General features: G+C 59.3%; 16 protein-coding genes and 1 pseudogene. 9 read left to right on the top strand and 8 right to left on the bottom strand.

Going from position 1 to position 19,586, the window contains the following annotated elements; all coding sequences use genetic code 11:
* Positions 1-108: 108 nt before the first annotated feature.
* The 7 genes from ACTG2S_RS19275 (at position 109) to ACTG2S_RS19305 (ending at position 6,601) form a co-directional block, all read left to right on the top strand.
* The gene (locus tag ACTG2S_RS19275) at positions 109-987 is read left to right on the top strand and encodes an NAD(P)-dependent oxidoreductase (RefSeq protein WP_439983114.1); all 879 of its coding nucleotides are present in this window, start codon (positions 109-111) and stop codon (positions 985-987) included.
* On the top strand, positions 984-1,736 hold the full coding sequence (locus tag ACTG2S_RS19280) for an SDR family NAD(P)-dependent oxidoreductase (RefSeq protein WP_179903114.1): 753 nt from the start codon (positions 984-986) through the stop codon (positions 1,734-1,736). The genes ACTG2S_RS19275 and ACTG2S_RS19280 overlap by 4 nt, the downstream gene beginning before the upstream one ends.
* 293 nt (positions 1,737-2,029) lie before the next feature.
* Positions 2,030-2,314, top strand: a complete 285-nt coding sequence (gene atcJ, locus ACTG2S_RS19285; protein WP_005343121.1) for a cold adaptation protein ActJcold adaptation protein ActJ — start codon at positions 2,030-2,032, stop codon at positions 2,312-2,314.
* A gap of 23 nt (positions 2,315-2,337) precedes the next feature.
* Positions 2,338-2,880 carry a cold adaptation protein AtcA gene (gene atcA / locus ACTG2S_RS19290; protein ID WP_040067053.1) on the top strand — a complete coding sequence of 181 codons (543 nt, stop codon included), beginning with the start codon at positions 2,338-2,340 and terminating at the stop codon, positions 2,878-2,880.
* Between the two features lie 12 nt (positions 2,881-2,892).
* Entirely contained in the window at positions 2,893-3,660 is a 768-nt protein-coding gene (gene atcB, locus ACTG2S_RS19295; protein ID WP_005335887.1) for a cold adaptation protein AtcB, read from the top strand.
* Between the two features lie 11 nt (positions 3,661-3,671).
* Positions 3,672-4,574, top strand: coding sequence for a cold adaptation protein AtcC (atcC, locus tag ACTG2S_RS19300; RefSeq protein WP_439983117.1), 903 nt, complete (start codon positions 3,672-3,674; stop codon positions 4,572-4,574).
* 539 nt (positions 4,575-5,113) lie between these two features.
* Positions 5,114-6,601, top strand: a complete 1,488-nt coding sequence (locus ACTG2S_RS19305; RefSeq protein ID WP_274161103.1) for a peptide MFS transporter — start codon at positions 5,114-5,116, stop codon at positions 6,599-6,601.
* 434 nt (positions 6,602-7,035) lie between these two features.
* On the opposite strand, the gene ACTG2S_RS19310 is transcribed toward ACTG2S_RS19305, so the two are convergent.
* The 7 genes from ACTG2S_RS19310 to nudF all read right to left on the bottom strand — a co-directional run bounded on the left by ACTG2S_RS19310 (position 7,036) and on the right by nudF (position 15,271).
* Positions 7,036-8,139: a DUF4062 domain-containing protein gene (locus ACTG2S_RS19310; RefSeq protein WP_439983118.1), complete on the bottom strand. Its 1,104-nt coding sequence runs from the start codon at positions 8,137-8,139 to the stop codon at positions 7,036-7,038.
* A 73-nt stretch (positions 8,140-8,212) separates the two neighbouring features.
* Positions 8,213-10,504 (bottom strand): DNA topoisomerase IV subunit A, encoded by a 2,292-nt coding sequence (parC, locus tag ACTG2S_RS19315; protein WP_439983119.1) that lies wholly within the window; start codon positions 10,502-10,504, stop codon positions 8,213-8,215.
* Positions 10,505-10,587: 83 nt separating this feature from the next.
* Positions 10,588-12,498: a DNA topoisomerase IV subunit B gene (parE, locus tag ACTG2S_RS19320; protein WP_005335894.1), complete on the bottom strand. Its 1,911-nt coding sequence runs from the start codon at positions 12,496-12,498 to the stop codon at positions 10,588-10,590.
* A 132-nt stretch (positions 12,499-12,630) separates the two neighbouring features.
* Positions 12,631-13,218: a YqiA/YcfP family alpha/beta fold hydrolase gene (locus ACTG2S_RS19325; RefSeq protein ID WP_279498758.1), complete on the bottom strand. Its 588-nt coding sequence runs from the start codon at positions 13,216-13,218 to the stop codon at positions 12,631-12,633.
* 12 nt (positions 13,219-13,230) lie between these two features.
* Positions 13,231-14,049: a 3',5'-cyclic-AMP phosphodiesterase gene (gene cpdA / locus ACTG2S_RS19330; RefSeq protein ID WP_160880987.1), complete on the bottom strand. Its 819-nt coding sequence runs from the start codon at positions 14,047-14,049 to the stop codon at positions 13,231-13,233.
* A 22-nt stretch (positions 14,050-14,071) separates the two neighbouring features.
* Entirely contained in the window at positions 14,072-14,521 is a 450-nt protein-coding gene (locus tag ACTG2S_RS19335) for a DUF1249 domain-containing protein (protein ID WP_042052480.1), read from the bottom strand.
* Between the two features lie 108 nt (positions 14,522-14,629).
* Entirely contained in the window at positions 14,630-15,271 is a 642-nt protein-coding gene (gene nudF, locus ACTG2S_RS19340; RefSeq protein ID WP_064339350.1) for an ADP-ribose diphosphatase, read from the bottom strand.
* 304 nt (positions 15,272-15,575) lie between these two features.
* Here nudF and tolC point away from each other — a divergent pair, with 304 nt between their 5' ends.
* The gene (gene tolC / locus ACTG2S_RS19345; protein WP_439983121.1) at positions 15,576-16,898 is read left to right on the top strand and encodes an outer membrane channel protein TolC; all 1,323 of its coding nucleotides are present in this window, start codon (positions 15,576-15,578) and stop codon (positions 16,896-16,898) included.
* A gap of 116 nt (positions 16,899-17,014) precedes the next feature.
* On the opposite strand, the pseudogene hldE reads toward tolC, so the two are convergent.
* A pseudogene (gene hldE / locus ACTG2S_RS19350) lies at positions 17,015-18,441 on the bottom strand (bifunctional D-glycero-beta-D-manno-heptose-7-phosphate kinase/D-glycero-beta-D-manno-heptose 1-phosphate adenylyltransferase HldE).
* A gap of 204 nt (positions 18,442-18,645) precedes the next feature.
* Here hldE and lpxL point away from each other — a divergent pair.
* A complete protein-coding gene (gene lpxL, locus ACTG2S_RS19355; protein ID WP_274161333.1) occupies positions 18,646-19,569 on the top strand; it encodes an LpxL/LpxP family Kdo(2)-lipid IV(A) lauroyl/palmitoleoyl acyltransferase in 924 nt (307 codons plus the stop codon).
* Positions 19,570-19,586: the final 17 nt, after the last annotated feature.

Here is a 19,586-nt window from a genome sequence, read left to right on the forward strand (position 1 = left end):
TCATAAAAGCCATTTTTCACGGCGACACTGGGCAAATATAGTGGCTTACCTGCCACAAGGCATCCCAATTTTCTATATCATCGTCTATCAACACAGCCAGGAGCCATCATGCGCCATCTCTCTGTCATCGGCCTCGGGGCCATGGGCTCCGCCCTCGCCACCACCTTGCTCAAGGCGGGCCATCCGGTCACCGTCTGGAATCGCAGCGCCGCCAAGGCGGCCCCGCTGCAAGCGCTGGGCGCGACTCTCGCCCCCTCGGTTGGCGCAGCTATTGCCGCAAGTGATATCACCCTTGTCTGCGTCGATAACTACGCCGTCAGCCAGCAGTTGCTGGACGAGGCGAGCGATGCGGTGGCGGGCAAGCTGCTGGTGCAGCTCTCCACCGGCAGCCCGCAGGGGGCCAGAGCGCTGGAGAGCTGGAGCCACGCCCGCGGCGCCCGTTATCTCGATGGCGCTATCCTCTGCTTCCCGGATCAGATCGGCACCACTGATGCCAGCATCATCTGTTCGGGGGCCAGCGATGCCTTTAGCGAGGCCGAGCCGGTGCTGCGCCTGCTCGCCCCCACCCTCGACCATGTGGCCGAGGCGGTGGGCGCCGCCGCGGCGCAAGATTGTGCCGTCGCCGCCTACTTTGCCGGTGGTCTGCTCGGTGCCCTGCACGGCGCGCTGATCTGCGAGGCGGAAGGGCTGCCGGTGGCCAAGGTGTGCGCCCAGTTCAGCGAGCTCTCGCCCATTCTCGGTGGCGATGTGGCCCACCTTGGCAAGACGCTCGCGAGCGGCGATTTCGATCACCCCTACGCCAGTCTGAAAACCTGGAGCGCCGCCATCAGCCGCTTGGCCGGTCATGCCACCGATGCAGGGATCGACAGCCGCTTCCCGCGCTTTGCCGCCGACCTGTTTGAAGAGGGGGTGTTGCAAGGATTTGGTCAGCAGGAGGTGTCGGCCCTCATCAAGGTGCTGCGGGCGCGCAATGGAGCGGCACAATGAACGAGTTGACCAACCACACCCCAATTGCACTGGTCACCGGCGCCGCTGGCGGGATTGGCCGCCAGCTCTGCATCGGGCTGGCCGAGGCGGGTTATCGGGTGATCGCCACCGATCTGGCTCCTCACGCTTTTGACCATCCCGAGATCCACTTTCACCCGCTCGACTTGCGGGACGAGCAGGCCATCGAACGCCTCTTTGCCGAGGTGCGCGCGCAGCATGGCGGCGTCCATCTGCTGATCAACAACGGCGCCATCAGCAAGTTCCACACCCGCTTCGAGGATCTGAGCGCAGCCCAATTCGATCAGGTGATGACGGTCAATGTGCGCGGCGCCATGCTCTGCGCCCGCGCCTTTGTGCAGGCCAACCGCGGGTTGCCCTATGGTCGCATCATCAATATCGCCTCCACCCGCTGGCAGCAGAACGAACCGGGTTGGGATGCCTACGGCGCCTCCAAGGGGGCGCTGGTCGCCCTCACCCAGTCCCTCGCCAACTCGCTGGCCGACTACCCCATCACGGTCAATGCCATCAGTCCGGGCTGGATCCAGGCGGAGGATTACCACACCCTGACCGAAGCGGATCATCGCCAGCACCCGAGTGGCCGGGTCGGTCGCCCCGACGACATCACCCGCGCCAGCCTCTTTCTGGCGGATCCTCGCAACGACTTTATCAACGGTGCCAATTTGGTGATCGATGGCGGGATGAGCAAGAAGATGATCTACCACACCTCCGCCTCCTTCTGGGAGGAGTAACCCCTTCGGCGGCAGCCCGATTTGCGCTGCCGCCGCCATCTCACCCCACACTCGCCCCTGACCATTTTTTCATCGCCTTCCCGTGCCCGCCCCTTGCACTGGCCAGACCGACTGGCAACAATAGACGCTCAACTGACACCTCTTCATCTCGCCCGTTAATTGATCGCCCAACTCATCGCGTTGGCGGGCTGTTTCCGTTAAAATGACGGGTTTTTGCCGTGCCTGGTTTGCCAATCCCCACCATCAGGCACTCGCAGCGTGAATCCTATGATGCCAGTGATGCAGGATCTGCCATGAACAACTACTTTCGGGTGCTGGGCGTCAAGTCCAACGCCAGCGAAAACGACATCAAGAAAGCCTATCGTCGGCTGTCAAACCAGTACCACCCCGACAAACTGCACGGGGCCAGTGAAGAAGAGAAAGAGCAGGCAGCCATCAAGCTGCACCAGGTAAAGCAGGCCTATGAAGTGCTGTCCGATCCGAAACAGCGAGCCGCCTTTATCAAGGATTTCAACAACGTCATCGTGACCGACCCCGCCTCCGCCATGCAGGAGATGTGGGATCAGTTCTACCCCTGAAACAGCAGGCAGAAAGAGCAACTATGCAAAAGAGATGGGACCAGGCGCGGCTCAAGTCGCTGCAAAGCGATGCCAGCGAAAACATCGAATCCTACCGGGATCAGGACGACCCCAAGGGGCTGGAACAGTTCACCGACCAGATGAAGAGCCTGCTGCTGGCCGACATGAGCATGCTGGAGTTTATGCCCGAGTATCTGCCGCTGGCCCTCTATGGCCGGGTGCAATTCCCGGCCAAGGCCAAGTCGCAGTGGAACAAGTGGCTCACCAGCGGCGAGCAGCCGAGCTGGGACGAGTTCAAGGTGAGCGTCGGCTTCAACAACGCCGCCCTGCCGCTGGTCAAGGCGGTGCGGGCCCAGAGCGAAGATCAGCTGATGGAAGCCTGCGCCGTGCTGTTCCTGCTCGACAACCCGCTACCCCGCGGTAGCCACCGCGGCGATGACGACTATGAGCTGCGCGACGAAGAAGATGAAGACGGGGAAGATGCCGACGCCGACTACCATGGCGGCAGTGACCGCTATGGTGATGACGACGGCGATCAGGATATGTACGACGAAGTCCGTTTCTAATTGGGGCAAGGCATGAGCAACAGTCTGATAGAAATTACCGCCATCGAGATCAAAGAGCTGGCCGTTATCGAGCCGAAGCAGGCCAGCGAGAAGTTCGAGCTGATCGCCAAGACCATGTCTGACGACCAGCTGGCAGAAGTGATTGAAAATATTGATATCGTTACCCTGACCCAGATTAACGGCCAGCACGATATCTCCTTCCCCTCCATCATCTCCGAGCTGATGACCCCGGAGCGGATCCGCGACATCGTCTGCCAGCAGCCGCTCTATTGGGAAGAGGCGATCAAGAACAACGCCGACGAGCTGCAACAGCACACCTTCGACTTCCTCAACTACCTGATCCGCACCCAGGATAGCGAAGCCAAGCAGCGCGAGATCCTCGAGTGCGTGGCCGAAGATCCGGCCGGTCTCTTCTACCTCGCCATCCCCTTTATCGAGTTCTATCGTGGCGATCGCTATGAAGAGGACGAAGGATATCGCGACGTGCTGCACGCCGAAGAGGAAGATCTCGAAGAGTCCCTGCGCTACAGCGAGCGCCAGCAGAGCGAGGATGTCCACGACTACGCGCTGGACGACCCGCGCAGCCTCTTGATGCTTATTCGCGAGCTGGCCCCCGAGGTGGAGAAAGCCATCAAGGCACTGCTGCGCAACGAGCACTCCACCTGGGACGGCATCATCAACAAGTTTGCCGCCGAGCTGGTGATGCAGGCCAAAGAGAAGAACAAGGTCGAGGAAGACGAGTACGGCGACGTCGACGACATGTTCAGCTTTCTGGATTAAGGAGCCCATTCATGCAGTTAGTCATTCGCGATGCCAACCAGGGCCCCTATCTCACCCAGGTGCTGCGCTTTGGCCGCGACAACGAACTCTTGAGTCAGCAACAGCTCGCCGCCATCAAGGGCAAGGCGGTGCTGATGAGCCTCAAATTCGCCGACAAGTACTACAACAAGTACAAGATGCACCTGCTGGAGCAGGCGGCCCACGACGTCATCGGCGTGGTGAGCCTCGGCCTGCAGGAGCTCTCGGCGCGGGATCCGGCCAAGGCGCTGGCGCTGCTGCAGGCGCCGGAAGGCCCCATCAAGCCGTTCCAGAAAGGCTGGTCGATGCTCATTACCGTCAGCCCCAAGCAGGCTGGCAACAGCCTCTACGGTGACGTGGATGCCCGGCTCTTGGACAAGATCTCGAGCCCGCCCGATGTGGAGGAGTGGCAAGGGTGGCAGGAGTACGAGAAGGCGCTGACCGAGCACAACAAGAGCCGCCTGATGGAGCTCATCGACCAGCACTTTTTCGCCTGCGAAAGCGACCACCCCACCATGGAGGACAAGCTGGCCGAAGCGCTGCTCTACCGCATCCTCTGCGGCAAGGGCAGTGGCGCCGCCCCTCTCAAGGTGAAGCAGGATCTCAAGCGCAAACTGGCGCGGGAGATTGAGCTCGACGAGAGCTGGTACGACACCGACTACCTCGCCGCCCAGCTCGCCCTGATGCTGAATGCGCTACCCGCCGACATGGCCACCGCCCTGCGTCAGGAGCTGAGCCCGGGCTTTGTGCCCAACCTGCTGCACACCCTCGGCTTTGTGCGCCAGTACCAGCTGCTGCAAAAAGAGAACGCCTCGCCGGAGAAGCTCGACAACACCGAGATGCGCGCCGGACTCAAGCACCCGCTGCTCGGCTGGCCGCTCTACCACAACTTCTAGGGCGCGCTTCGCCGCCTCTTTTTTGCCCCCAATGTGGGATGACCCAACGCCCGGCCCGCCGGGCGTTGTTCTATCCTCCCCTCCCCCTCTCCCAAGCAAAGAGAGAACACGCGCAAGTCACCCCGGGGCTGGCTCTGCTCTTACCGATATTTATTCACTCAATACCCAAGGATGAATAAACAACCTGCAATACAACAACTTGGCGCCAGCTGCGCTTCGGGGCAACAAAGCGGGACGCAGATCCCGCTACAGCGCCAGAATCAGCACCAAATAGCCGACTGGATCACATCAACCGTGCCGCAATCGCGTGGTAAGTCGAGCTAAAACCACGGCTCAATCACGCATAAAAAGGCGAAATAGATCAATAAAAAGCAATTAATCGCGCCGGATTAAATTTCAGGTATGGCTATTTGCACCGCTTGGCCGCTAAATGACAGACCGGCCTTCAGACCAGCATGGAAGCGCACAAGGCTAGCCGGCAACAGACCGGTTCGCTCTCAGGACGAGTAATGACTTTCTTCTCTCACAGGAGACAGACCGTGAGCGCTTCGAATCAACACCCCACCATTCCCCCCGGCTCCGGGGCGCTGTTCTTTATCCAGACCTTCTCGACCATGGGGTTTGCCGTGCTCTACTCCACGCTGGTGCTCTACGCCACCAAGCGGCTCGGCTTTAGCGAATCCCAGGCCAACGCCATGATGGGGGTCTTCGGGGCCTTCAACTATGGCCTGCACCTGTTTGGCGGTTATCTCGGCGGGCGCTACCTCAGCAACCGCAACCTGTTCGTGATGGGGATGGTGCTGCAGGTGATCGGCTGCTACTTCATCGCCGAAATGGGGATCACCGGCCTCTATTGGGGGCTCGCCATGTTCCTCACCGGCAGCGGCCTCAACGTCACCTGCCTCAACATGATGCTGACCCAGCGCTTCGCCCCGGATGATCACCGCCGCGAGAGCGCCTTCCTGTGGAACTACGCCGGGATGAATCTGGGCTTCTTTATCGGCTTCACGGTGGCGGGCTACTTCCAGCTCACCGAGGATTACCGCACCCTCTTCCTCTTTGCGACGCTGGGCAACATCATCGCCATTATCGCCACCTTCGCCTGCTGGCCGATTCTGGCGGATATCAGCACCCCGTTGCGCCATGTCAAAGGGAGCGGCTTCTACCGCCGCATGCTGGCCGGTATCGCCATTCTGGCCATGCTGGTGCCGGCGCTGCGCCTGCTGCTGACCCACGCCAGCTTTAGCGGCAGCTTCGTGCTGATCCTGGGCGCCGTGGTGCTGGTACTGCTCTGCGTGATGACCGCCCGCCATCCGGACGCCGCCGAGCGCAGCCGCATGGTGGCCTACCTGATCCTCGCCCTTGGCTCCCTCATCTTCTGGTCGCTCTACCAGCTGGCGCCCATGGGGCTGATGCTCTTCTCCGAGCACAACATCAACCTCAATGTGTTCGGACTGCGGGTCGCCCCCCAGTGGATCCAGAACATCAACACCCTTGTCATCGTCATCGGCGGCCCCCTGATGGCGCTGCTGTTCAAGCGACTGCGCGAACAGGGCTGGAATATCGATATCCCCTCCCAGTTTGCCGCCTCGCTGTTTTGCATGGGGCTCGGCATGCTGGTGCTGCCGATCGGCATCCATCTGGCGGGTGCCGACGGGCTGGTCGCCTTCAAGTGGATCGCCATCAGCTATGTGCTGCAGAGTTTTGGCGAGCTGCTGATCTCCCCCATCGGCTACGCCATGATCGGCAAGCTGGCCCCCGCCAGCCTGCAAGGCTTGATGATGGGCTGCTGGATGATGGTGACCGGCGTCGCCTCGGTGCTGGCGGGCTATGTCTCCGGCGCCATGCCGCAGAATATCGGCAGCACCCCGGTCGCCACCAATCCGGGTTACAGCTCGGTATTCAATATGCTCGGCTGGGGCTCGCTGGCGGGCGGCGTGGTGTTGCTCCTGCTGGTGCCCCGCCTGCGCCAGCTGATCACCTCCAAGCTCACCCCGCCACCGGCGGCGACAGCCATTCCTGTCTAATCGGGTTCGGGCCAGCCATTTCAGTGGCCCCTGCCAGTGCGAACGGTTGAATAAGCAACGCGGCTGATAATGCAAAGGGCCCCGCCATCATGGATGGCGGGGCCCTTCTATTTTGGCTGGATGGATGGCTCTTTTTCAGGCGGGCAATCTGACGCTCGCTGTAGCGTTTGCCCTATTGTCAGCTTTCCCTCACCCTAACCCTCTCCCAAGGGGAGAGGGGATCAGCGCCTGCCAACCTGTAGCCCTAGCTGTCACTCCATTTAAAAATTACCGCAATCTGGGCTCCCTTCTCCCCTTGCGGGAGAAGGGGCGGGGATGAGGGGCCACAAAAATAGAATTACCGATCACGTTGAGACAATAGGTTTTCACGATAGTCCAATTACGCTTCGCTAATCAAGCCTACGATTCACAATATTATCCTCAGCTATGAGGAGTTAATCCCAAAAAAGCTTCATAGTTGAAAAGCTTCTTAATACCTTCAATCTCTGCTCCTCATTAAGATTACAAACCCCATGCTGATAAAGATATTCTTTTTCCTTCTGATATTCATTGTCAGGATATATATTTAATCCAGTGTAATGCATATCTAGATCATCAGCATCATTAATTAAATCGATTGGTATTCTATAATTAACCTCAGCATCATTATTAAAATCGCTGTCTTTTTCTGTGCTATTTTTATCCAAAGGTCTCAACAATGTTATGGATGAAAGATATTCATGCCACTTCATATTTTGGGGATTAATCTTGGATAACATTTCTAGCTCTTCTTCTGTCTGAGCATTAACGACCCCCGGATAACAAGTTGACACATTGTCCATGAAGAAGCTCTTTGCCATAGATTGGGTTTGTATTAAATCTATATTTGCAGGCGCATTTTCTTTATCCACTGACTTATAAAGAGATTTAACCAACTCCTCTAGTTTATCTGTTGTAACAACAAGTGCATCAACAGACTTTAATGTATGAGTTATTTGTTTAGATATCTCTCTATTTTTTAGAAAATCAAAAAACATTGCCGCCCATTGTTTGCGCAAATGATTTTCTATGTCACTGGCTAATTCAAATGGCTCATAAGCATTATTCACTGATGCTTTACGAACATAGTTTATAAAGTTAAATATACTCAGCGCATCTTTTGACTGTTCTATGGCAGGAAATGTCATCTCTGTTATAAATGATTTATCTTTGTTCTCCTGGTATATATAATGGTTATCCAAAACGTTCCTTTTAATATAGGTAAATACAGGAATATTAGCCTTTACTGCTGCATCATATTCAGCATTGGTTATTGATTTAGACTTATCATAAACATATTTCCCGCCAAACCGACCACCTATTAACAAAAGAAACATTTGACAGTTCGAAACTTCATTAATGCAAGCTTCATGGGTATGCAAATCAGGATGATAAAAAACATCTCCATTTTCACTTAAAACAGGTTCAAATCCAAACCCCTTTATAAAAGTACATAATGAATCCCTTATTTGTTGTAAGTCGTAGCATGTTGAACTAACAAAAACTTTTGGTTTAGCCATGTCAAATCTCTATTTGTTCATGTCACATATCAGGAAATAAAAATAAAGTGGCTCTCGCCACTTTATTTCTTAATTAAGCCAAATTCTCCTCCGCGACCGGCTCGGCACCGGCGGCGGGTTCAATCTCGATGCGATCCACGCGCTGCAAACCGCGGGGCAGCTTGGCGCCGCGACGGCCGCGCTCGCCGCGGTAGTAGTCAAGATCAGATGGCTTAAGAGTGAGCTTGCGCTTACCGGCAAACAGGGTGACCGACTGGCCCTGCGGAATGACGGCGGCCATCACCACAAACTCTTCCCGCGCCTTCACGCGCGCCGACGGAATGCTGATCAGCTTGTTGCCCTTGCCCTTGCCGAGCACCGGCAGGGTGTTGAGCGGGAACAGCAGCATGCGCCCTTCGTTGGAGATGGCCATGCAGAGATCGGTCTCTGGCGAGCCGATCTTCTGGGGTGCCATCACCAGACCCCCTTCCGGCACGGTGAGCAGCGCCTTGCCGTTCTTGTTCTTGCCGATGAGATCGTCATAGGTGCAGACAAAGCCGTAACCGGCGTCGCTGGCGATCAGATACGGCTCGCCTTCGTTGCCCATCACCAGATGGCGCACCTCTTCCCCTGCCCCCAGCGCAAAGCGGCCGGTGAGCGGTTCGCCCTGACTTCGCGCGGATGGCAAGGTGTGAGATTCGAGGGCGTAAGTTCGGCCCAACGTGGAGAGGAACACCGCCTGCTGGTTGCTGCGGCCACAGGCGTGGGCCAGATAGCTGTCCCCCGCCTTGTAGGAGAGCCCCTCGACATCCACGTCGTGGCCCTTGGCGGCACGCACCCACCCCTTGTCAGAGAGGATGACGGTGACCGGTTCGCTCGGCACCAGCTCTTTCTCGGTCAGCGCCACGGCGGTAGCACGCTCCACCAGCGGGGTGCGGCGATCGTCGCCGTACTTCTCGGCATCGGCCAGCAGCTCTTTCTTGAGCAGGGTGTTGAGGCGACGCTCGGAGCCCAAAATGAGTTCCAGCTTGTCGCGCTCTTCGGCCAGTTCGTTCTGTTCGGCGCGCAGCTTGAACTCTTCGAGCTTGGCCAGATGGCGCAGTTTCAGCTCGAGGATCGCTTCGGCCTGGGTCTCGGTAATGTTGAAACGCTCCACCATCACCTTGCCCGGCTCATCCTCGGTGCGGATGATCTCGATCACCTCGTCGATGTTGAGGTAGGCAATCAGCAAGCCTTCGAGGATGTGCAGGCGAGCCAGCACCTTGTCGAGGCGGAACTGCAGGCGGCGACGCACGGTCTCGCGGCGGAACTGGATCCACTCGCTGAGGATGGTTTTGAGGCACTTCACCTGCGGCCGGTTGTCGAGGCCGAGGATGTTGAGGTTGACCCGGTAGTTCTTCTCCAGATCCGTGGTGGCGAACAGGTGGGCCATCAGCCCCTCTACATCCACCCGGTTGGAGCGCGGCACGATCACCAGACGGGTCGGGTTCTCGTGGTCAGATTCATCGCGCAGGTCGGTGACCATCGGCAGCTTTTTCGCCACCATCTGGGCGGCAATCTGCTCCATGATCTTGGCGCCGGAGGCCTGATGGGGCAGCGCGGTGATGACGATGTCGCCATCCTCCTCGCTCCAGACCGCCCGCTGCTTGATGGAGCCCTTGCCGGTCTCGTAGATTTTGCGGATATCGTCGCGCGGGGTGATGATCTCGGCGTTGGTCGGGTAGTCCGGCCCCTGAATGTGCTGCATCAACACATCCAGCCCCGCATTGGGGTTGTCGAGCAGCTCGGTACAGGCGTAGGCCACTTCCCGCGCGTTGTGGGGCGGGATGTCGGTCGCCATGCCCACCGCGATACCGGTCACACCATTGAGCAGGATGTGGGGCAGACGGGCGGGCAGCACCACCGGCTCTTTCATGGTGCCGTCGAAGTTCGGCGTCCACTCCACCGTGCCTTGGCCGAGCTCTGAGAGCAGCAGCTCGGAGAAGCGCGACAGCCGCGCTTCGGTATAACGCATGGCCGCGAAGGATTTGGGATCGTCCGGCGCACCCCAGTTACCCTGACCATCCACCAGCGGGTAGCGGTAGGAGAAGGGCTGGGCCATCAGCACCATGGCTTCATAACAGGCGATGTCGCCGTGGGGGTGGTACTTACCCAGCACGTCACCCACGGTACGGGCGGATTTCTTGTGCTTGGAGAGGGCCGACAACCCCAGCTCGCTCATGGCGTAGATAATGCGCCGCTGCACCGGTTTGAGGCCATCGCCAATATGCGGCAAGGCCCGATCCATGATGACGTACATGGAGTAGTTCAAGTAAGCCTGTTCGGTAAAGGTGCGCATTGGCTGGCGCTCTACCCCGTCCAGACTGAGCTCGATAGCATCACTCATGTGATTTTCTCTTTCGGTTCGGGAGCCGCCACAGGGCGACTCCGGCTAAATGCTTGCTGGCCCAGTGCGGGCCAGCCGACGGCTTAAATGATGGCGAGGTTGCCCTTCTCTTCGAGCCATTCGCGGCGATCGCTCGCCCGCTTCTTGGCCAGCAGCATGTCCATCAGCTGCAGGGTCTCGTCAGCCGCATCCCCTTCGCTCTCTCCTGCCGGCTCCATGGTGAGCTGCACCAGACGGCGAGTGTTGGGATCCATGGTGGTTTCCCGCAGCTGCTTCGGGTTCATCTCACCCAGACCCTTGAATCGGGTCACCATCACCTTGCCCTTCTTCTTCTCGGCTTCGACCCGCTGCAGCACGCCGTTCTTCTCGTCCTCGTCGAGGGCGTAGTAGACCTCTTTACCGATATCGATCCGGTAGAGGGGCGGCATGGCGACATAGACGTGACCCTTCTCCACCAGCGTGCGGAAATGTTTCACGAACAGGGCGCAGAGCAGGGTGGCGATGTGCAGACCGTCCGAGTCCGCATCCGCGAGGATGCACACCTTGCCGTAGCGCAGGCCGCTGAGATCCTCGGAGTCGGGGTCGAGCCCGATGGCGACCGAGATGTCGTGCACTTCTTGCGAGGCGAGCACCTGACCGGCCTCCACCTCCCAGGTGTTCAGGATCTTGCCGCGCAGCGGCATGATGGCCTGAAACTCGCGATCCCGCGCCTGCTTGGCACTGCCGCCCGCGGAGTCACCCTCCACCAGGAACAGCTCCCCCTGCATGGGGTCGGCGCAGTTACAGTCGGTCAGCTTGCCGGGCAGCGCCGGGCCCTGGGTAATCTTCTTGCGCACCACCGTCTTGGCGGCGCGCATCCGGCGCTGGGCGCTGCTGATACAGATCTCGGCGATCTGCTCTGCCAGCTCGGTGTTGCTGTTCAGGTAGAGGCTGAAGGCATCCTTCACCACACCGGAGACAAACGCCGAGCTCTGGCGGGAGGAGAGGCGCTCCTTGGTCTGACCGGCGAACTGCGGATCCTGCATCTTGATGGAGAGGATGTAGGCGCAGCGATCCCAGATATCTTCCGGAGTCAGCTTGACCCCGCGCGGCAGCAGGTTGCGGAACTCGCAGAACTCGCGCATGGCGTCGAGCAGGCCCTGACGCAGACCGTTGACGTGAGTACCGCCCTGCGCAGTGGGAATGAGGTTCACATAGGATTCGGCGAGGCATTCACCCCCTTCCGGCAACCAGCAGAGCGCCCAGTCCACCGCCGACTGTTCGGAGCTGAACGAGCCGATAAAGGGCTGCTCCGGCAGGCAGGTGAACTGCTTGACCGCATCGACCAGATAATCCTTGAGGCCATCTTCGTAGCACCACTCCAGCTTGATGCCGGTGTTCTTGTCGAGGAACTTGATGGTGAGGCCGGGGCAGAGCACGGCCTTGGCTTTGAGCAGGTGCTCCAGCTTGGTGACCGAGAACTTGGGCGAATCGAAGTAGCTCGCCTGCGGCCAGAAGCGCACCCGGGTGCCGGTGTTGCGGCGGCCGCAGGTGCCGGTGATGGTCAGCTCCTGCACCTTCTCGCCACGCTCGAAGGCGATGTCGTAGACCTGACCGTCGCGACGCACCGTCACCTCGACCCGATCGGAGAGGGCGTTTACGACCGAAATACCCACCCCGTGCAGACCGCCGGAGAACTGGTAGTTCTTGTTGGAGAATTTGCCGCCCGCGTGCAGCTTGCAGAGGATCAGCTCTACCCCGCTGACCCCCTCTTCCGGGTGGATATCGACCGGCATGCCGCGGCCGTCGTCGATCACTTCGAGGGACTGGTCTTCATGCAGGATCACCTCCAGATTGCGGGCGTGACCTGCCAGCGCTTCATCGACGCTGTTGTCGATGACCTCCTGGCCGAGGTGGTTGGGCCGGGTGGTGTCGGTATACATGCCGGGGCGGCGACGCACCGGCTCAAGGCCATTGAGGACCTCAATGGCATCCGCATTGTATTGAGTAGACATGGAGGGCCTTGCGAATTGACGTTTGGAGGGAATCTTAACTGCTAGGCGGGGGTAGAACAAACTCCCCGCACCGAAAGCTTGATCTGGAGAAGAACAAGCAGGGCGAGACCGCCCTTATTGACTCAAACCTGACTATAACCCGAGGAAACGGATGATCTGGGCGGGGTAGCGCTCGAACGCCACGAAGGCGTGGTTGCCGCCACACTCTAGCGAGAGGCGGGCAAAGCGGTATTCATCCAGCGCCTTGCGATAATCGAGCACCTCATCCCCCTGCTGTTGCAGGATCCAGAGTCGCTCCGGCGCCGTCACCGGTACCGCCAGTGCCCGCAGCTCATCCATATGTTCAGGCCGCAGTTCGTACTGCTCACCCGTATAGGGATTGGTCTGGGGGCCAAGGTAGTCACAGAGCAGCTCGTGCGGGCGCACCGCCGGATTGATCAGCGCAGCGCGGCAGCCGTACCGCTCGCTCACCCGGGTCGCCATAAAGCCACCAAGGGAGCTACCCACGGTGCCGAGCTTGAATTCACTACCATAACGACGCTGCAGATCGGCAATGGTCTGCTCGATAGCCGCCCAGGCCGCCGCCGGGGTGTTGGGCTGGGCCGGAATGATCACCTCGATGTCGGGCCGGTTGGCGGCCACCCAGGCAGCCATCTGCTGCGCCTTGGCGGAGCCCGGTGAGGAGTTGAAACCGTGCAGATAAAGGAGAACCGACTTCATGGAATGCTCTCCTCAATAACCGGTAGCGTTGGGGTCAGGCACAAACTGCCCCACCGGCAGGCGCCACACCTCGCTGGCCACCCGCCCATCCGGATAGAGGGTGAGATAGCGCCAGCCCGGGCCGGATTCATCCAGCGCGAAGCCGTCGGATAGCGGTTTGAACTGAATGCAAGTCGATGGGCTGGCAATCAGCCGCACCCCGCGGTGCACCTCGTCAAACTCCTGATGAACGTGGCCGAACAGGATGGTCTTCTGCTGCGGATGACGAGCCAGCACGGCGAACAGGTCGTCGGCATTCTTGAGATTGTGCTGATCCAGCCAGGCGCAGCCCACCGGCACCGCCTGATGGTGCAGGGTGATAAGAGCGTGGCGCTCAGGATATTGACGCAGGGCGCGGTCGAGGGCGGCCAGCTGGTGATCGCCAATCATGCCGTGGGGTTTGCCGCGCACCTGGGTGTCGAGCAGGATCACCTGCCAGTGGTCGCCCACCAGCTGTTTGGATTCGCTGATCCCGGCGGCATGGAGATATTCGGTCATCAGCGGGCTGTCATCGTGATTGCCCGGCAGCCAGTAGATGGGGCGGCCAAGGGGCGCCATCATGGAGGCGAAACGCTGATAGGATTCCGGACTGTGATCCTGCGACAGATCGCCGGTCGCCAGAATCACCTCGTAGGGGTGTTCATTGGCCTGCACCTGTTCCAGCACGGCGGCCAGACTCTCTGCGGTGCGCACAGCCAACAGCCGCCCTTCGGCACTCGCGAAGAGGTGGGTGTCGGTAATTTGCAACAGGCGCACACTGCCGTCCTGCGCCTGGGGGAGCTCTGTTTCCAAAATCACGCTTCTTTTTATTTGTTCAACTGGAGATATTGATCGGGCTGGTACCATGTCTGAGACAAAATTTTAGCCATTCGGCCAGAAACAGATTTACCTGCTCCTTTTCATCCCGCTGGTGCATCTTTTTATTGGGATAATCATAACGTGGTTGCAAACGGGAAATCTGTTGCGCTGCACACACTTCCGCCATCCGCACATCATGATACAAACGAATCTCTATCTGAGCTTGTAAATATTCGGGCAATTCGGGGTTGTGCTGGCTCAGGATCACCTGATTGGTGAAGCGACTCTCGCCAATGATGGTGAGCTGGAACTGCAGATCGTTGCCGACCCGATAGCGACGCTCGGCTCCCACCTCCCCATCTGGCGGCAGCAGTTTCATCAACGCCATGTAGTTGACCTCGCAGGTACGCTGCAAAGACATCAAATCCGGCACATAACGTTTGGTCCGGGATTGAACTAACGGCATCGCAAAGCTCCATCAATCAACACCCGTGAGTAGTTGACCTCGCAGGTACGCTGCAAGGACATCAGATCAGGCACATAGCGCCTGCTCTGTTGCAGGGTCAGCGCCACCTCAGCGATCCGCCAGCCAGCGGGCACGCAACTCGCCATGGTTGAGGGCCAGCCACTGCAGGGCAATGACCGAGGCCGCATTGTCGATGCGCCCCTCTTTGAGCCAGGCATAGGCCTGTTCGCGGCTCACCACGTGCACCCGGATATCCTCGCCCTCATCAGCCAGACCGTGCAGCCCCTCGGCCTTGCTGGCATCCACCTCGCCCACAAAGACCTCGATCCGCTCGGTGCTGCCGCCCGGGCTCACCAGATAGCTGATGGCATGCTCGCAGCGGGCCACCTCGATCCCGGCCTCCTCCACCGCTTCGCGGCGCACTACCGCCTCGGCGCTCTCACCTTCGTCAATGATGCCGGCCACCAGCTCCAGCAGCCAGGGGGTCGGGCTGGTCTCCATGGCGCCGATACGGAACTGCTCCACCAGCACGATCTGGTCGCGCACCGGATCATAGGGCAGCAGTGCGGCGGCATGACCCCGCTCGAACAGCTCGCGCACGATGGGCTGGTTCCAGCCGCCCGCAAATAACCGATGCTGCAGACGATAGACATTCACCTTGAAGAAGCCGTTATATCCAGCTGATTTTTCAATGATTTTCACATCATCGGCGGCGTAATGCCGATCTTGCGGCAAGGGTTGCTGCGACATCCGGGGCTCCCGTCAGCTTGACTTGTATCAGTTTGACCATAAAATCCGAGGAACATGAATGAACGTTCATTCACTCGGTGTGCCATGGTAATGAGGGGTGGATTTTAGCAGCCACAGACCATTTGGCTAGGCACGCGGGGAGAAAACTGCGTCCGGTTCTTGACGTTCCCGTCACCGGACCTGAGACTCTTAGCATTAAATTTTGCTTATAGTAGAGTGATTAAGCTGCAATCAAGCTTGGTCGGTGACAATATTTGCCTCTCCAGCAACCAGTTTGGGTTACTACATAAGGTTAAAACGATCTATGAAAAGAACACTTTTGTCAGTCATGGTGTTGCTGGGCGTCAGTGCCGGTGCCCATGCCGAAAACCTGCTCGACATCTACCAGCAAGCCCAGATCAAAGACCCGCAGTTGCTGCAGTCCAAAGCCGTTCGCGACCAGGCCTTCGAGAAGATCAACGAATCCCGTGCTCCTCTGCTGCCCCAGATCGATCTGGGTGCCGGGCTCAATTATCTGCAAAACAAGAACGATACCCAGAGCAATACCAACGCCAAGGGCGAGGTGACGCTGTCGCAATCCCTCTATCGTCGCAGTAACTGGGTCAATCTGGATATCAGCGAGAAGCAGGCCACCCAGTCTGATGTTGCCTACAACCTCGAAATCCAGAACCTGATGGTGCGCACCGCCAAAGCCTACTTTGATGTGCTCAAGGCGATGGATACCCTGGAGTTCGTCCGTGCCAACAAGGTTGCGGTAGAGCGTCAGCTGGAGCAAACCCAGCAGCGTTTCGAAGTGGGCCTGACCGCCATCACCGACGTCCATGAAGCCGAAGCCTCCCGCGACCAGGCGCTGGCTGACGAGATCAATGCCGAAAACTCGCTGGACAACAGCTACGAGACCCTGCGCGAGCTGACCGGTATCGATCACCGCAATCTGGACGTGCTGAACACTGATCGTTTCAGCCCGCAGAAGACCGCCTTCGGCTCCGACAAGTGGCTGGAGCTGGCGCTGGACAAGAACCTGCAACTGCACAGTGCCCGCATCAGCAAGGACATTGCCAAGGAGCAGATCGATCTGGCCAAGACCGGCCATGAGCCGACGCTGGATCTGGGTGCCGGACTGCAAACCAGCAATACCGATTACAAGCTTGATAGCATTCAGAGCGGTGGCAATGACAATCAGGCCAATATCGGCCTGACCTTCAAGCTGCCGATTTACAGTGGTGGCGCCACCAGCTCCAAGGTGAAGCAGGCTCAGTACGACTACGTGGCGGCCAGCGAACTGCTTGAGAAGAACTTCCGCTCGGTGCAGAGCACAGTGCGCTCCTCCTACAACAACGTGAACGCCAGCATCGGCTCGGTGCGTGCCTACAGCCAGTCTGTGGTCTCCGCCGACAGCGCCCTGAAGGCGACCGAAGCCGGTTACGAAGTGGGTACCCGTACCATCGTCGACGTGCTGGACTCCACTCGCAAGCTGTACGAGGCCAAGCAGAAGCTCTCCGAAGCCCGTTACAACTACATTCTCAATATCCTGAGCCTGAAACAGGCTGCCGGTATTCTGGAAGCGCAGGACCTGGTGGAAGTGAACCAGGGCCTGATGCCTGCCACGGCAAAAGCCAAAGGCTGATAGCCGCCATCGTGCATGAAAAAGGCGACCGCAAGGTCGCCTTTTTGTTATCCGTATTTCTGCCGGCTTGCTACCGCCGATAATGAGCCCCGCCAGATTGCGGGGCCAGCAGAACGTTAGCCGCGCTCGCGGATCGTCTTGATGATGTCGGTGGTAGAGCAGCCATCCTCGAAGTTGAGAACGCGCACCTCACCGCCGTTGGCGGTCACCTCGGCGTAACCGGCGATATCTTCCGGCTTGTAGTCACCCCCCTTGACCAGCAGATCCGGCAGGATCTCGGCGATCAGACGCTGCGGGGTATCCTCGGAGAAGGGCACAACCCAGTCCACCGCGCCCAGCGCAGCCAGTACCGCCATGCGACGCTCGGTCGGGTTGACCGGACGACCCGGCCCTTTCAGACGGCGAACCGACTCGTCGGTATTGACCGCCACGATCAGGCGATCCCCCAGCTTGCCGGCGTTGGCCAGATAGGAGACGTGGCCGGCGTGCAGGATGTCGAAGCAACCGTTGGTCATCACCACCTTCTCGCCACGCAGACGGGCGGCACGAACCGCCACTTTCAGCTGGGCTTCGGACATGACGCCAAAGCCTGTCTCCTGCTCGGTGTAGAGGGCGTTGGCCAGCTCGACCGGGCTGACGGTAGAGGTACCCAGCTTGCCGACCACGATACCGGCAGCGGTATTGGCCAGCGCACAGGCTTCGTCCAGGCTCTTGCCTGCCGCCAGTGAGGTAGCCAGAGTGGAGATGACGGTATCACCGGCACCGGTCACATCGTAAACCTCGTGGGCCTGAGCCGGCAGATGCAGCTCCGGCTGACCTTCGCGGATCAGGGTCATGCCGTTCTCGGAACGGGTGACCAGCAGGGCATCCAGCTCGAAGCGTTTGACCAGCTCCAACCCCTTGGCGACCAGCTCTTCTTCGCTCTTCACCTTGCCTACCACAGCCTCGAATTCGGACATGTTGGGGGTCAGCAGGGTGGCACCGCGATACTTCTCGAAGTCGGTCCCCTTGGGGTCGACCAGCACCGGAATACCGGCGGCACGGGCGCGCTGGATCATGCCGGGCACGTCGTTGAGAGCACCCTTGCCGTAGTCGGAAAGGATCATCACGTCGCTATTCGGCAGCGCCTGCTCCACCTTGCTCATCAGCAGGGTGGCATCGACGGAGTGGAAGGGCTCTTCAAAGTCCAGACGCAGCAGCTGCTGGTTGCGGGACAGCACCCGCAGCTTGGTAATAGTCGGGAAGTCGGCCAGACGAACGAAATCACAGGCCACCTTGACGCCAGCCATCTGGCCGGCCAGCGCATCGGCCGCTTCATCCTGACCGGTCAGGCCAAGCAGCACGGCGTGGGCGCCCAGCGCAGCGGAGTTGAGAGCAACGTTGGCCGCGCCACCGGGACGCTCCTCAATGTGTTCAACCTTGACCACGGGCACCGGTGCCTCGGGGAGATCCGACCGGTAGGGCCATGCCAGTAACGGTCCAACATGACATCGCCAACGACCAGAACGCGGGCTTTTTCAAAATCGGGCAGGGTGATCTTCATCTGTATCGACTCTCAAAACCTGAAAAATCAGTCGCCGATTTTATCACACTCTTTTATCCGGTGTAGAAAAAGCCGACCGCAGTTGCCGCCGCTGTCACGCTAACCGGACGCAGGCTACCCCTCTGACCAGCACACAGCCATTCGCCCCCGCCCCCCCTTTTCGGCTAGAATCCCCCGATTGTGTTTGCGAACAAGAGATTAGCCATGGCCCATGACAACGCTCCCCGCCTGGAGCCCCGCCTGTTTCATCCCCGTTACTGGGCCAGCTGGTTCGGCCTCGGCCTGCTCTGGCTGCTGACCCTGCTGCCGTGGCGTAGCCAGATGTGGCTGGGCCGTCAGCTCGGTCGTCTCGCCGCCAGGATATTGAAGTCCCGGGTCAAGATTGCCCGTCGCAATCTGGAGCTGGCGATGCCCGAGCTGACCCGGGATGAGCGGGAGAAACTGCTTAAGGCAAACTTCGAGAGCGTGGGCTGCGCCGTGTTCGAGGTGGGGATCGCCTGGTTCTGGCCAGACTGGCGGATGCGCAACCTGATGAAGGTGGAAGGGGAAGAGCACGTCATCGCCGCCATGGAAAAAGGTCAGGGCATGCTGCTGCTCTCCTGCCATTTCCTGACGCTGGAACTCAACGCCCGCTGTTTCGGGCTGGTCCGCCCCGGGGTCGGGGTCTATCGCCCCAACACCAACCCGGTGCTGGAGTATGCCCAGTACCACGGTCGCTGCGCCTCCAACAAATATCTGGTGGACCGGATGGATGTGAAGGGGATGATCAAGGCGCTGCGCAACGGTGACGCCCTCTGGTACGCGCCGGATCACGACTACGGCTCCCACGCCAGCGTGTTCGTGCCCTACTTCGCGGTAGAGCAGGCGGCCACCATCACCGGCACCGCCACCCTGGCGCGGGTGAAGAACACCGTTACCCTGCCCTGCTACAACATCCGCACCAGCGAGGGTTACACCCTGCATATCGGCGCGCCGCTCGCCGACTACCCCAGCGGGGATGATATGGTCGATGCCGCCCGCGCCAACCACGAGATTGAAGCCGCCGTACGCAAGGCGCCGGAGCAGTACATGTGGCTCCATCGCCGCTTCAAGACCCGCCCCTTCCCCGAAGATGCCGGATTCTACTAAGCCGCAGCCCCTACAGG

The sequence above is a fragment of the Aeromonas sp. 82P genome (genome assembly GCF_051919365.1).
GTDB classification, from domain to species: Bacteria; Pseudomonadota; Gammaproteobacteria; order Enterobacterales; family Aeromonadaceae; genus Aeromonas; species Aeromonas veronii.